Genomic DNA, 13,539 nt, shown 5'->3' on the forward strand with positions numbered 1-13,539 from the left:
CCTGGCCCTGATTCCTGCTCTGGAGACCGACGTGCAAACCCCTGATTTACCGACCACCCCAACCTTCCAGGCAGACCCTTCGAGCACACAGACGCATGAAGTTGCCGTGCGCTACCACCAGGCATGGAAGCTGCGCGACCTGGACGCGGTGATGGCGCTCTATCACCCCGACGTTGAGTACAACGACTTTTTCCAGAACCGAAGCATCGACCACTCGCAACTGCGTGATTATTTGGCGGCGAGCATGCCGTTGGGGTCGCAAGAGTTTCAGACCTACACCGATCGCTTGCGCATCGACGGCGATACCGCTTTTTTGCAATACCGGGTGACGCTCAATGGCAGTGAGGGGCTGGTTTCATTTCGCACCGTCGAAGCCTTATCGGTACGCGACGGGCTGATCGTCAAAGTCAACGAACACGCAGTCCTGGTGAGTCAAGCGACTCCGGCAACCCGCCCCGCCTACAGCGCCGAGGCGGTCAGTCGTCTTGGCTTGTCTGCACGCCAGGTGGGGGCGCTGGCCAATGATTTGCAGCAGTATTTCGAACAGTCCAAGCCTTACCTCAACCCAGAGCTGGACCTGTCGCAAGTCGCGGCATCCACCGGTTACACGCGCAACCAGATCTCGTTTTTTTTGAATCAGGTTCGCGGACAAACGTTTTACACATTCCTCAATCAGCTGCGTCTGGATGAAGCGCTGGAGCGTTTGAATGCGCAGGGTCCTGCGCCGCGTATAGAGGAGATTGCCAGCGCTTCGGGCTTCAACTCGTTGTCGACTTTTTACCGTTGTTTCAAGCAAAAAACCGGCTGCTCGCCGAAGGTCTATTTGCAGGGACTTGCCGATCGAAACCGCCCATAAGCCCTACGAATAAGCCTCAACCACCCACTTGACCCTCATCAGCGCTGCCCGCAACGTGTCCATGTCCACCGAGCCCAGCGCGATGCGCAGGGCATGCGGCACGTGGGCCGAAGTCGCAAACGGTTCGGCGGTTGAAACCGAGATGTTTTCGCGCATCAAGGCCTTGGTGATCTGGTCTGCCCTGGCATCTTCAGACAATGGCAGCCACAAGAAATAAGAACACGGGTGCGTGACGTAGCGCATGCCCGCCAGCACTTCGCGGGCCAGGTTCTGACGCGCCTGAGCATCTTCGCGTTTTTCATCTTCGAGTTGGGTGATGGTGCCGTCGTCGATCCAGGCAGTGGTGATGGCGGTCATGACGCCCGGCGTATTCCAGGTGGTCGCCCTGATGGCTCGCTCCAATGCGAAGACCTTTTCCAGGGGGGCGACGATAAAACCGACGCGCAACCCGGTGGCGATGCTCTTGGACAACCCGGACACGTACACCGTGCACTCGGGGGCCAGTTCGGCCAAGGGTGGCGGCGGGTCTTGCGCCAGAAAGGCGTAGGCAGCGTCCTCGATGATCAGCAGTTGATGTTTGCGCGCAAGGCTCACCAGGTTTTCGCGTTGCTGCGCGCTCATCACCCATCCCAGCGGATTGTGCAACGTGGGCATTGAATACACGGCCCGCACGCGTCGGCTGCGGCAAAGTTTTTCCAGTGCGGCCAGATCAGGCCCATGTTCGGTCACAGGTATGGCGACGATTTCAAGGTGCAGCGATTCAGCCAGCACCTTGAACCCGGAATAGGTCAAGGCGTCGGCGGCGATCACATCGCCGGGTTGCAGCAACGCCATCATCGTCACGGCCAAACCGTGCTGGGCACCGCTGACCATCAGTACTTGTTCGGCATCGACCGTCAACCCGCGAGCGCGTAAATGACGCGCCACCGAGGCCCGTTCGTGCAGGCGCCCCGCATGCGGCTGATAACGCAGCAGCGCCTCCAGGTCACCGGCCGACGCCAACTGGCGCAATGCACCGCGCAGCAATTCAGCCTGCCCTGGCAGCGATGGATAGTTGAAATTAAGGTCGATCATGCCGGCGGCAACGTTTTGCTGGTCTATGCCGAGGTTGGGCGGCAGCGACGTTTCCCGCACGAACGTACCGCGCCCCGCCTCGCCGCTGACCAATCCCATGGCTTCAAGCTCGGCGTAGACACGGCTGGCAGTGACCAGCGCCAGCCCTTCTTCTGTGGCCAGTTGGCGATGGGTGGGCAAGCGCGTGCCAGGCAACAAGCGACCGGTACGGATATCCGCCGCAAAAGCATCCACCAGGGATTTGTAGCGCGAGCGAGGCATGTCGAGTTGTATCCATGACAATTTTTTGATTGTGCTGATTCTCACCCCTACGATGCAAGTCTGCAAATTTGAGTGTGACTCGAAATGGAACATGCATCGAACCTGCAACACCCAGCAGTAGAAAAACAGGCCAGCGGATGGCTGAACGGGTTCATCGGCGTGCTGATATTCAGCGGTTCGTTGCCTGCTACGCGTTTGGCAGTGGCCGAATTTGACCCGGTATTCCTCACCGTTGCCCGTGCCACAATCGCCGCGGTCCTGGCGCTGTGCTTGCTGGTTTTGTTCAAGGAAAAGCGCCCGGCCAGGCAGCAGATTGTGCCGTTGGCCATTGTCGCGCTGGGCGTGGTCCTGGGATTCCCGCTACTGACGGCGATGGCGCTGCAGTACGTGACGTCCGCCCACTCCATCGTTTTCGTCGGCCTGCTGCCGCTGGCCACTGCTGTGTTCGGCGTCGTGCGCGGCGGCGAACGACCACGGCCGGTGTTCTGGTTGTTCTCGATACTGGGCAGCGCACTGGTGGTCGGGTTTGCCGTTTCCCAAGGGCTGACAGCATCGCCACTGGGCGACTTGCTGATGTTGCTGGCGATCATCGTTTGCGGGCTGGGCTACGCCGAAGGCGCAAAGCTGTCCCGTACCCTGGGCGGCTGGCAAGTCATCTGCTGGGCGTTGGTGCTGTCATTGCCGGTGATGGCGCCGATGATGTGGTTGAAAGCCCCGCAGACGTTCAACGGGATCAGCACACCGGCGTGGATCAGCCTGGCGTACGTCTCGTTGTTCAGCATGCTGATCGGCTTCGTGTTCTGGTACCGCGGCCTCGCGCAAGGCGGGATTGCCGCCGTCGGCCAGCTTCAATTGTTGCAGCCGTTTTTTGGCTTGGCACTGGCGGCGACGCTGCTGCACGAACATGTCAGCCTCGGCATGATCGCGGTGACTGTTGCGGTAATCCTCTGCGTTGTCGGGGCGAAAAAGTTTTCCAGGTAAACGCGCAAGCCCCGTCGCGGCCAGGTGCCTGGTTGAGCCGATGGACGAACACAGCGCCTTTTTGCTAGCTTCGTCCAGGCTTGCGGCCAGTTGCTGCCGCCCGTTCAGAAGTCCGACGATTACCGATGATTTCCATACAACAATCATGGCTGGGTTCATTAGAGGTCACGGCCGTCAATGGCACGGGGCACCGCTTTGCCAAGCACAGCCATGATGAGTTGGTGATTGGCGCGAACCTGGTTGGCGAAGAACACATCTGGCTGGATGGGCGCAGCTTTACCGCGACACCGGGCTCGATCACACTCTACAACCCGGGCCAGGTACAGGGCGGTGGCGTGGCTGACGGTGCACCGTGGCAATACGTAGGGCTCTACATCGATGCCGGGCAACTGGGCCAGAACCTCGACCTGCCTCACGTAGAGTTCAATCGTGCGCTGTGTCACCAACCGGAGTTTGTCGCACGGCTTGAATCGGCCATCCGCCGTGCAGCCGCAAGTGATGGGCTGATCCGCGAACGCGCCGAAGAAGCGCTGATTCTTTTACTGGGTGACATCGTCGCCCTGAGCGGAACGCGATTGGCGGTTAGCCAGCCGATGGGCTTGGGCTTGATCGGACGCATCAAGGAACTGCTCGCAGAACACCTGCATCAAACAGTCAGCCTGGATGCGCTGGCAGATGAACTGCAGCTCTCGAAATTTCACCTGTTGCGTGCCTTTCAAAAAGAAACCGGGCTGAGCCCGAGGCAATGGAGCATGCAATTGCGCACGCGACGTGCTCAGGGGCTTTTGCGGATCGGGGTCAGCGCAACCGACGCTGCGCACGCTGTCGGTTTTGTCGACCAAAGCCACCTGAACCGCCACTTCCGCGCCGCTTACGGCATTACCCCGGGCACGTTTCAACGCCTGCCGAAATCCTGACCCGTGCAATCTGGTACAAGTTTTTTATCCTTTTGATCGGCAAACTGACGGCTCTTATTCAAGGAGGCGCAGCATGTACGCGGTTTTTTTCTCGGCTTTCGTGTTCGGTTTTGTATTCTGTTTCTCGCCAGGCCCGGTGCTGGCAGAAACCCTGCGCCGCGGCCTCAGCCATGGCTTCAAACCTGCCCTGCTGGTGCAACTGGGTTCACTGCTGGGTGATGCGGTTTGGGCGGTGATAGGCCTCACAAGTTTGTCGTTATTGCTGGCTAACAAGGCGATTCAGGCGCCGCTGACATTGGTCTGTGCGCTGTACCTGGTATGGCTCGGCTACCAGAGTTTCAGGGACGCGTGGGCGTTGCCCAAAGCCTGCGAACCGCAGGGCACCGACGCACGTAACGCACTGGTATCAGGTGCTGCCATTTCGCTGACCAACCCGAAAAACGTTGTGTATTGGGGCGCACTTGGCAGCGCCTTGTCGGGCATCGTCGGTACGGTGCCCAGCAGCCAGGAAACCACGGTGTTCTTTGCCGGCGTCATGAGCGCTTCCGTCCTGTGCTGCTTTATCACGGCCGGCCTGGTCGATTGGCTGAAGCGCTCGAGTTCGCCTGTGTGGCACCGGGTCAGTCACGCTGTTTGCGGGGTCTTTTTACTGGTTTTGGCCGGCCTGGCGTTGCGCGGGATGTGAGCATTGACGGCAGATCGTTCAACGGGTCTTATAAAGCGCATATTTTTTGCCGCTACCTGAGGCTGACCGGACCATGCAACGCAGCACTTCACGTTTGATCTTGCGGGAGCCGATTGCAGCCGATCTGGGGCGTTTTTTTGCAATCCACAGCGACCCGGCCACTAACCAATTCAACCCCGCAGGCCCTCTGACCAACATTGCGCAAGCGGCGGCGACGCTTGAAGACTGGATCGATCACTGGGAAATCCATGGCTACGGTCAATGGGCGATTGCAGCGAGTGACGCACCGCAATACGTGATCGGCTTCGGCGGCATCGCCCTGCGCAACTACCTCGACGTGCCGCGACTGAACCTGGGCTATCGGTTTGACGTGGCCGCGTGGGGCAAAGGCTACGCGACAGAGTTGGGTCGAGCGTCGCTGGAATATGCGTTTAACGAGCTTGTAGTCGAGGACGTCTTTGCAATCGTGAGGCCCGCGCACAGGGCGTCGATCAGTGTGCTGGAGAAAATCGGCATGCAACACGTGGATGCGCTCGACGACGTACCGGGGCAACCGCCCAGCCTCGTCTATAAAGCCAGCCGCGGCTAAACATTACACATCACGTTAGGGAGAGAAAAAGTGGTCACTTGTTACTTGCGGTATGTGCTGGATGCTTACCAGCTCAAGGAATTTGAACATTACGCAAAGCTGTGGATTCCCCTGGTCGAGAAGTTTGGCGGCCAGCACCACGGCTATTTTCTGCCGTCCGAGGGCGCCAACAACATTGCTTTGGCGATGTTCACGTTCCCAAGCCTTGCCGAGTACGAACGTTATCGCCAAGACTCGATGAACGATGCCGAGTGCATCGCAGCCTTCAAATACGCAGAAGAAACAAAGTGCATTCTCAGCTACGAGCGCACCTTCTTCCGGCCGGTGTTTGGGGATCAGGCGCAGTAGAGAACAATCCAGCTACGCAGGCGCACGAACGCAGCGGTGCTGCGTCTCGCTGAATACCCTCGCTGCACGGTTTGTGTTTTGCAGAAAGTGCCGCTGGCCATGCTTTGTGGTGAGGGGATTTATCCCCGTTGGGTGGCGCAGCCCCCCTGAAAAAGACGGCGTAAAACCCTTCAGTGCTGCCACTTTTTGTAGACGAATTCGAGGCTATAGCCGTCCGGGTCGAATACGTTGGCGGCGTAGTAATCCGGATCGTAGTGCAGGCGTGCGCCAGGTGCGCCATTGTCGGTTGCACCTGCCGCCATCGCCGCCGCGTAAGCTGCATCGACCTGCTCTGTGCTGGCCGCTACAAAGCCTACGTGTGCGGCCCGGCCCTCTACCAAGCCTTCGCGCAACCAGAAAAACACCCGGCCGTTGGCACCGAACCCTTCGAGGTCTGGATGTCCCGGCGGGCCGTCCTTGCCGCCGTAATCGAGCCGGCCGGTAATGCCCAGCGGCTTCAGCGCAGCCGTGTAAAAAGCGATGGAACGTTTGACGTCGCTTACCGAGATAAAGAGATGGTCGAGCATGAATAACCTCACTGATTCAGATGGCGTAGCCACCGGCAACTTCGATGGTTTGTGCGTTGATCCAGCGGCTGTTATCGGACAGTAGATCGGCAATCACTTGTGCAACATCGTCCGGCTCTCCGACGCGACCCAACGCGGTTTGCGAGGCGAGCAAAGCCTCGAACTCATCGTTCAGGCCGCCGCCCAACTCGGTACGGATCGCACCCGGCGACACCGCATTGGCGCGGATTTTCCGCTCACCAAACTCCTTGGCCATGTAGCGCGTGAGCACCTCCAAACCACCCTTGAACGCCGCATAAGGCGCCACGCCCGCCGTGGCAACACGCGTTGTCGCGCTGGTCAGGTTAACAATACTCGCGCCCGACTCCATCAGTGGCAGTAATGCCTGGGTCAGGAAGAACGGCCCCTTGAGGTGCACGTTCAGCAAGCCGTCGAACTGTGCCTCGGTGACGGTTTCAATCGGGTTGAACACACCATAACCGGCGTTATTGACCAGGCCGCGCAGGGTTTTCTGGCCAAAGGACGATGCCAGTGTGTACTCCACGGCTTCGCGAAAAACACCGAAACTGCCGACGTCGCACACGTCCAATTCAAGGGCCACGGCATTGCCACCGTCAGCCTGGACAGTGCGCACGACCGACTCGGCGGCTACGGGGTTGCTGTTGTAAGTGAGGATGACGCTCATGCCGCGCCGGGCACATTCGATGGCGGTGCTGGCACCGATGCCTCGGCTGCCGCCAGTGATAACGATGACACTCATGTGTTGCTCCACGTTCAATCAGGTGAGCAACCAAGGTAGCGATTAACGTTTGATCGCATGCGCAGGTTCCTACTCGAAACCTGCCTGTTTCTGCTTTTCGCTTGCGCGCTGCGGTCAGATGGACGCCATGACAAATCAGCTGACAGAACGTCGAAAACTCGCTGCCAGAGCAGAAAACCGGTGTACTGAAACCGGGATTCCCCGCGTGGCCATGGTTCAGGGCAAGATCCCGGAACATCAGCTTGCAGCCGTCTACGACCCGATGATCAACCTGATTTTACTAAGCCGCGATTACGCCCGCGTATTCGGCTTGCCGCCGGCCAGGGATGCGGCGCGCATAGTGGCCGAGACACGAGGACTGGACGTTAGATAAGCGGCTTATCAAACATGATGTCTATCACCGGCTCACCCATCGCCGAATAACAGCCGACTTATATAAACCAGACAAATAAACACAATAAATTTCGCACCATGTTTCGTATATAAAACAAATCCGCTTATTCCCCACCTTCAACGTTACTTAAAAAAGCACCGCCCACTCGCATTTCCCCAACATGCGCACAAACGATGTGCAGTTTCGTGCCGTATAAGAAACCTCGTTTCATATATGAAACAACCGCAATTATCAAAAAATCTCATAAGCCTTTAATAAAAAAGCCTTTTTAAACAAAAAACGCGCTTGGCAACCTGCTGGCATTGTTCATGCAATAAACACTGTATCACCTATAAAACAGACCAGAGACCCTTCCCAATGGCTGTGAACGAGATGTACGCCATCGCCCCTCAGTGGAATAAAAATACTGCGCAGGAAAACCCGGAGCCCACCGAAATTGAATTCCGCAATGTCGGTAAATGTTTTCCGGCCAAGGGAAAGTCCGAAGCGCCTTTTGCCATTCGCGAGGTTAATTTCAAAATTCGTCGCGGTGAAGTTGTGTCGATTATTGGCCCTTCCGGTTGTGGCAAGAGCACCATTTTGAACATGGGTTCGGGTTTGTATCGACCGACTGAAGGCGAAGTGTTCGTCGGCGGTGAAGCGGTCACCGGCCCGGTACGCCAAGTGGCATTCATGCTGCAAAAAGACTTGCTGATGCCTTGGCGCAGCATCCGCCGCAATGTCGAACTGGGGCTGGAAATTCAGGGCGTCGCCGCTGCGAAACGCCAGGCTGTGGCCAACAATCTACTCGAGCGATGCCACCTGCAGGGCTTCGCCGATCACTACCCCTTCCAGCTATCAGGCGGCATGCGTCAGCGCGCTGCACTGGCCCGCACGCTGGCCATTGACCCGCAGGTGCTGTTCCTCGACGAACCGTTTTCGGCGCTGGATGCCCAGACCAAAATGATTTTGCAGCAAGACATGGCGCGGATGCTGTTCGATGAAAAGAAGACCGCGCTGTTCATTACCCATGACCTGATCGAAGCCATCGCCATGTCCGATCGGTTGCTGGTCATGAGTGCTCGACCCGGCACCATCATCGAAGAAATCAGCATCAACCTGCCGTTTCGCGACAACCCGCTGGAGCGCCGCAAGTTGCCGGAAATCGGCCCTCTGGTGGGTCGCCTGATGGAGTTGTTGCAAGTCAGTGAGAACACCGAACTGCATTGATTTAACACCCGCCACGGCCATCCACAGATTCAGGAGTACGCATGTTCAATTCATTGTTTCAACGCTTGCCCCAGGCCATCGGCATTGTGCTGGGTCTGGGCGTGGCATTCGCCGTTCAGGCGCAGCCGACCGACGTCACCTACTTGTTACCGGCGCCGCCGAACCTGCCGGCATTTGCCCCCTGGATCATCGCCCAGCAAAAGGGCTACTACGCGGCCCAGAACCTGAACATGAACTTCATTGCAGCCAAGGGCGGCGTCGACGTGGCCAAACAGATCGGCGCCGGCAATGCGATGCTCGGTGGTGCCATCGGTGACACCCCGATCATAGTGCGGGCCAACGGAATTCCAGTGCGCGCAGTGGCCGTGCTCGGCGCCGGTGGCGTGACCATGATCGCAACCAATGCGGCGCAAAACATCAATTCGATCGCCGACCTCAAGGGCAAGACGGTGACCGTCATGTCGTACTCGGACACCACTTACTACGCCCTGCTCGCCTCCTTGCGTAAGGCCGGCCTGAGCAAAACCGATGTGAACATTCAGGCCGCCGGACCGGCCGGCGTCTGGCAGCTGTTCTCGGCAAACAAGGCCGAAGCCATGGCCGGTGTTCCGGATTGGGTCGTCAACTCCGAAGAGTCCGGGCTGAAGATCAAACTGATCCCGCAAGCGCAAATCTTCGAAAGCATGGCCCAGTCGATCCTGGCCTCTGACGACGCCATCGAACATCACCCGGACATTGTGCACGGCACCGTTCAGGCAACGCTGCAGGGCATGCGCGACATCATCCAGGACCCACGAGCAGCCGCCGTGACCTTCGCCAAGGCTGTCCCGGCCTACGCCGGCAAGGAAGATTCGCTGGGGAAAATATTCAAGCTTTACGTCGAGCACGTTTACGCCAACCAAACCGTTCTCGGGCGAATCGATCCCGCGCGTCTGGAAGCGGTCCGCGAGTTCTATGTCAGCGAGGGCATCGTCACTCAAGAGCCCAAGCTCGACGAGCTCTACACCAACCAGTTCATCGACACCCAAACAGCTGCGCAATGAACGCACGTGAGAACAAGGTAACGATACGATGAAAAACCTCAATAACTCCGTGTTTGGCAGCATCGCTCTGCTGATCCTGTTCCTGGCGCTTTGGCAATGGGGGCCTGGACTGCTCGGCATGCCCGAATTCGTGATGCCCAAACTCAGCCGGGTAGCCCAGGAAGGCCTGGTGATGTGGCAAACCGGTGGCTTGCTGCAACACACCTTGATCACCGCGTTCGAAATCATTGTCGGCTTCGGTCTGGGAGCCCTGTTGGGTGTGGCCATCGGCGTGTCGCTGGGACTCTCGCCTGGCGCGGAAGCCATGCTCTCGCCATACATTCTGGCACTGCAAATCGCCCCGAAAGTCGCCTTCGCGCCGCTGTTCGTGATGTGGTTGGGCTACACCATCTACCCGAAGATACTGATCGCCATCCTGATCGTATTTTTCCCGGTGATGATCAACGTGCTCTCGGCGATTCGCACCGTAGACCCGGACATGATCAACCTGGTGCGCACGATGAACGCCAGCCGCTGGCAGATCTTCCGCCTGGTGGAGTTTCCCTCGGCCATGGCTGCGTTGTTCTCCGGTTTGCGCATTGCGTCGACGCTGGCGGTGATCGGCGTCACGGTCGGCGAGCTGGTCGGTGGTAACCAGGGCCTGGGCTTCCTGCTAGTAGATTCCGAGGGTCAAGGCAACACCGCAGGTGTATTCGTCGCCATCGTCATGCTCACGTTGATCGGCGTACTCGCTTATGGCGCTGTGGTCTGGAGCGAAAAACGCGTCCTGCACTACATGCCCAAAGCCATGTTGAGTACTCAATGATGACCGCCCTTAATCGTTTGCTCGAAGGCCGACGCGTCCTCGTTACCGGGGGTGCCCGTGGGTTGGGTTACGCCTTTGCCCGGGCTATCGGCCGCGCCGGTGCGCACGTGGTTATCGCCGATATTCTCGCCGAGCGCGTGCAGCACTCGGCGGCTGAACTGGTCGCCGAAGGCCTGAGCGTGCATGGGGTAGCGGTCGATCTTGCGCAACCCGACTCCATCGAGGCGTGCATCGCCGACACCACCCGGTTACTCGGTGGGCTGGACGGTCTGGTGAACAACGCCTCAATCACAAATTCCGGCGGCAAGACGTGCGAAGAGCTGAGCCTCGACACGTGGGATCAGGTGATGCAAGTCAATGTGCGCGGCACCTGGCTGATGACCAAAGGGTGTCTGCCGGCCCTGCGTGCCAGCGGCCATGGCGCCATAGTCAACCTGGCGTCCGACACCCCGCTGTGGGGTGCACCTAACCTCCTGGCCTACGTCGCGAGCAAGGGCGCAATTATCGCCATGACCCGCAGCCTGGCCCGGGAACTTGGCGCTGACAACATCACGGTCAACGCCATCGCGCCCGGCCTAGTGCTGGTCGAAGCCACTGCCTACGTGCCCGAGGCGCGTCATCGTTTGTACAACGACCAACGGGCCATTCAGCGCCCACAACTTCCCGAAGACGTCAGCGGCGCCGTGCTGTTCGCATTGTCCGACCTCGCCCGTTTCATCACTGGACAAACCTTGCCGGTCAACGGCGGGTTCGTCATGCCTTGATCAGGAGACTGTCATGACCGATCTATCCGCAAACCTCACCGCTCAGCAAGACACCCCGAAAAGTTGGGAACAGCCGGCCGGCAGCAATCTTGAAAGTTGGATGAAAACCCGTATCGCTCGCTATGACACACGCAAATACGACTGGAACGCGCTGAAATTCCAGGCCGACTACGACCCCAAGTTCCGTCGTGCGCAAATGCGTTACATCGGCACGGGCGGCACGGGTGTGAGCACCGACATGAACACAATTCCATCGGAGAACTTCACGTTTTCGACCATGGTGATTCCGGCGGGTCATGAAGGTCCGCCACACCTGCACACCGATGTCGAAGAAGTGTTTTTTGTACTGCGCGGCAAGCTCAAGGTCGTGATTGAAAAGGACGGTGAGCGTTTCGAAACGATCCTCACCGATCGTGACGTGATTTCAGTTCCGCCCGGCGTGTATCGCGAAGAGATCAACATCGGCGACGAAGACGCGCTGATGTGCGTGATGCTCGGCGCGAAAAAGCCGCTGACCCCAACCTATCCGCCAGAGCACCCTCTGGCTTCGATCAAGCGCGGATAAGCCCATGATGCACGCCATCGAGCATCTCGCCCCGCAGATCACTGCAGACCTTGAAGCGCAGCTGGAACTGCACTTTCCCCTGCGCACGCTTGCGGTTATGGGCGGACGCCAGGCCATTCGCGAATGCGGAAGTGGCCCGGCCATTGTGTTGTTGCACGGGATCGGCTCGGGCTCGGCGTCATGGCTGGAGGTGGCGCAGGAGCTTGGCCAGCGCGCCCGGGTCATTGCCTGGGACGCACCTGGTTACGGTGATTCCACACCGTTGAGGTCGCTGGCCCCCGACGCTACCGACTACGCCGAGCGACTGCTGCAGATGCTCGATGCAATGGACATCCAGCGCTGTGTGCTGGTCGGCCACTCCCTGGGAGCGATCACTGCCACAGCGTTCGCCAGCGGCGTGCACCAACAGCGCATCAGCCGATTGGTGCTGATCAGCCCGGCCCAGGGCTACGGCCATCCATCGCGCGCCTTGCAGCGCCAGGAAGTGCGCGGCAAGCGCCTGAGTGCCCTGGAGCAACTGGGCATTGAACGCATGGCCGAGCAACGCAGTGGCGCCATGCTTGCCCCCGCTGCCAGTCCAAAAGCGCTGGCCTGGGTGCGATGGAACATGGCGCGACTGAATCCCGAAGGCTATCGCCAGGCCATCGAGTTGTTGTGCGGTGAGGACTTGCTACGGCACGCGCCGCTGTCGATGTCTTGCGAGGTGCACTGTGGCGAAGCCGACGCCATCACGCCCCCCGAAAGCTGCCTCACCCTGGCCAAGGCCTTGGGCGGCACATTCAACCTTATCGCCGATGCAGGGCACGCCAGCCCCATCGAACAACCTTGTGTGGTGGCGGGCCGCCTGGCCTTTGCCATCAAAGAATCCCTGACAGGTGTATCGCTATGAACGACTCTGATCCGCTGAAGGACGCTCAGGACAAATACATTGTGCCGGGCCTGGAACGTGGCTTGCTGCTGCTGTGTGAGTTCAGCCGGCGTAATCGCACGTTGACCGCGCCGGAACTTGCTCGGCGCCTTGCGCTGCCGCGCTCGACTATCTTTCGCCTGCTGACAACGCTGGAGACCATGGGTTTTGTCACCCGTAGCGGCAATGAATACCGCCTCGGCATGTCGGTATTGCGCCTGGGTTTCGAATACCTGGCGTCGCTGGAGCTGACCGAGCTCGGTCAACCGCTGCTGGCAAAGTTGTGCGACCGTCTCAATTACCCGAGCAATCTGGTGGTGCGCGACGGCCGCTCGATTGTCTATGTGGCGAAGGTTTCGCCACCGTCGGTGTTCTCCAGCGCGGTCAATGTGGGCACTCGCCTGCCCGCCCACGCCACCGTATTGGGGCGCATCCTGCTCGAAGACCTGTCGCTGGCAGAGTTGCGCGAGCTGTACCCGGAAGATCACCTGGAACAGTTCTCGCCTTGCACACCCAAAACCGTGATGGCGTTGTTTGACATGGTCCAGGCCGACCGTCAGCGAGGTTTTGTCAGCAGTGAAGGTTTCTTCGAATCGGCCATCTCGACGGTCGCCGCACCGGTGCGCGATCAGTCCGGGCAGATTGTCGCCGCCCTCGGCGTGACAATTCCGACCACACAGATTGCCCACGTCAATTTCAACGAATTACTCCTGCAAGTGCGTCGCAGCGCCGATGAGCTGTCGCGGCTGCTCGATTACAACAGCGCGGCCGGTCAGGACGGCCAGAACCGCGTGACTGCGTTGATGAGGGATTGA

At 59.1% G+C, this 13,539-nt stretch carries 17 protein-coding genes; 14 read left to right on the plus strand and 3 right to left on the minus strand.

The features are described from left to right. Nucleotides 1–31: 31 nt before the first annotated feature. The gene (locus ACQR3R_RS12340) at nt 32–856 is read left to right on the plus strand and encodes a helix-turn-helix domain-containing protein (RefSeq protein ID WP_428272474.1); all 825 of its coding nucleotides are present in this window, start codon (nt 32–34) and stop codon (nt 854–856) included. Nucleotides 857–859: 3 nt separating this feature from the next. Here the strand turns inward: ACQR3R_RS12340 and ACQR3R_RS12345 are convergent, their stop codons facing one another. Then, nucleotides 860–2,191, minus strand: coding sequence for an aminotransferase class I/II-fold pyridoxal phosphate-dependent enzyme (locus ACQR3R_RS12345; RefSeq protein ID WP_428272475.1), 1,332 nt, complete (start codon nt 2,189–2,191; stop codon nt 860–862). Between the two features lie 84 nt (nt 2,192–2,275). On the opposite strand from ACQR3R_RS12345, the gene ACQR3R_RS12350 reads away from it, so the two are divergent. From ACQR3R_RS12350 to ACQR3R_RS12370, 5 genes are all read left to right on the plus strand, one after another. Continuing rightward, entirely contained in the window at nt 2,276–3,172 is an 897-nt protein-coding gene (locus ACQR3R_RS12350; protein WP_428272476.1) for an EamA family transporter, read from the plus strand. 125 nt (nt 3,173–3,297) lie between these two features. Continuing rightward, nucleotides 3,298–4,089 carry a helix-turn-helix domain-containing protein gene (locus ACQR3R_RS12355; RefSeq protein ID WP_428272477.1) on the plus strand — a complete coding sequence of 264 codons (792 nt, stop codon included), beginning with the start codon at nt 3,298–3,300 and terminating at the stop codon, nt 4,087–4,089. A gap of 73 nt (nt 4,090–4,162) precedes the next feature. Beyond that, nucleotides 4,163–4,774: a LysE family transporter gene (locus ACQR3R_RS12360; protein ID WP_428272478.1), complete on the plus strand. Its 612-nt coding sequence runs from the start codon at nt 4,163–4,165 to the stop codon at nt 4,772–4,774. A gap of 73 nt (nt 4,775–4,847) precedes the next feature. Next, on the plus strand, nt 4,848–5,363 hold the full coding sequence (locus ACQR3R_RS12365) for a GNAT family N-acetyltransferase (protein ID WP_428272479.1): 516 nt from the start codon (nt 4,848–4,850) through the stop codon (nt 5,361–5,363). A 30-nt stretch (nt 5,364–5,393) separates the two neighbouring features. Continuing rightward, nucleotides 5,394–5,711 carry an NIPSNAP family protein gene (locus tag ACQR3R_RS12370; RefSeq protein ID WP_428272481.1) on the plus strand — a complete coding sequence of 106 codons (318 nt, stop codon included), beginning with the start codon at nt 5,394–5,396 and terminating at the stop codon, nt 5,709–5,711. Nucleotides 5,712–5,881: 170 nt separating this feature from the next. On the opposite strand, the gene ACQR3R_RS12375 is transcribed toward ACQR3R_RS12370, so the two are convergent. Continuing rightward, nucleotides 5,882–6,277 (minus strand): VOC family protein, encoded by a 396-nt coding sequence (locus ACQR3R_RS12375; RefSeq protein WP_428272482.1) that lies wholly within the window; start codon nt 6,275–6,277, stop codon nt 5,882–5,884. Between the two features lie 16 nt (nt 6,278–6,293). Continuing rightward, nucleotides 6,294–7,037 (minus strand): SDR family oxidoreductase, encoded by a 744-nt coding sequence (locus ACQR3R_RS12380; RefSeq protein WP_428272483.1) that lies wholly within the window; start codon nt 7,035–7,037, stop codon nt 6,294–6,296. Nucleotides 7,038–7,164: 127 nt separating this feature from the next. On the opposite strand from ACQR3R_RS12380, the gene ACQR3R_RS12385 reads away from it, so the two are divergent. From ACQR3R_RS12385 to ACQR3R_RS12420, 8 genes are all read left to right on the plus strand, one after another. Beyond that, nucleotides 7,165–7,410, plus strand: a complete 246-nt coding sequence (locus ACQR3R_RS12385; protein WP_428272484.1) for a hypothetical protein — start codon at nt 7,165–7,167, stop codon at nt 7,408–7,410. Between the two features lie 378 nt (nt 7,411–7,788). Beyond that, complete coding sequence (locus ACQR3R_RS12390) at nt 7,789–8,640, plus strand: ATP-binding cassette domain-containing protein (protein ID WP_428272485.1); 852 nt, start codon at nt 7,789–7,791, stop codon at nt 8,638–8,640. Between the two features lie 41 nt (nt 8,641–8,681). Then, nucleotides 8,682–9,683 (plus strand): ABC transporter substrate-binding protein, encoded by a 1,002-nt coding sequence (locus tag ACQR3R_RS12395; RefSeq protein ID WP_428272486.1) that lies wholly within the window; start codon nt 8,682–8,684, stop codon nt 9,681–9,683. A gap of 28 nt (nt 9,684–9,711) precedes the next feature. After that, a complete protein-coding gene (locus tag ACQR3R_RS12400; RefSeq protein WP_428272487.1) occupies nt 9,712–10,488 on the plus strand; it encodes an ABC transporter permease subunit in 777 nt (258 codons plus the stop codon). Continuing rightward, nucleotides 10,485–11,252 carry an SDR family oxidoreductase gene (locus ACQR3R_RS12405; RefSeq protein WP_428272488.1) on the plus strand — a complete coding sequence of 256 codons (768 nt, stop codon included), beginning with the start codon at nt 10,485–10,487 and terminating at the stop codon, nt 11,250–11,252. The genes ACQR3R_RS12400 and ACQR3R_RS12405 overlap by 4 nt, the downstream gene beginning before the upstream one ends. 13 nt (nt 11,253–11,265) lie before the next feature. Continuing rightward, nucleotides 11,266–11,817 carry a cupin domain-containing protein gene (locus tag ACQR3R_RS12410; protein WP_428272489.1) on the plus strand — a complete coding sequence of 184 codons (552 nt, stop codon included), beginning with the start codon at nt 11,266–11,268 and terminating at the stop codon, nt 11,815–11,817. Nucleotides 11,818–11,821: 4 nt separating this feature from the next. After that, nucleotides 11,822–12,706, plus strand: coding sequence for an alpha/beta fold hydrolase (locus ACQR3R_RS12415; protein WP_428272490.1), 885 nt, complete (start codon nt 11,822–11,824; stop codon nt 12,704–12,706). Then, nucleotides 12,703–13,539 carry an IclR family transcriptional regulator domain-containing protein gene (locus tag ACQR3R_RS12420; RefSeq protein ID WP_428272491.1) on the plus strand — a complete coding sequence of 279 codons (837 nt, stop codon included), beginning with the start codon at nt 12,703–12,705 and terminating at the stop codon, nt 13,537–13,539. The genes ACQR3R_RS12415 and ACQR3R_RS12420 overlap by 4 nt, the downstream gene beginning before the upstream one ends.

This window comes from Gordonia sp. IEGM753 (genome assembly GCF_050321825.1).
Classification (GTDB): Bacteria; Pseudomonadota; Gammaproteobacteria; order Pseudomonadales; family Pseudomonadaceae; genus Aquipseudomonas.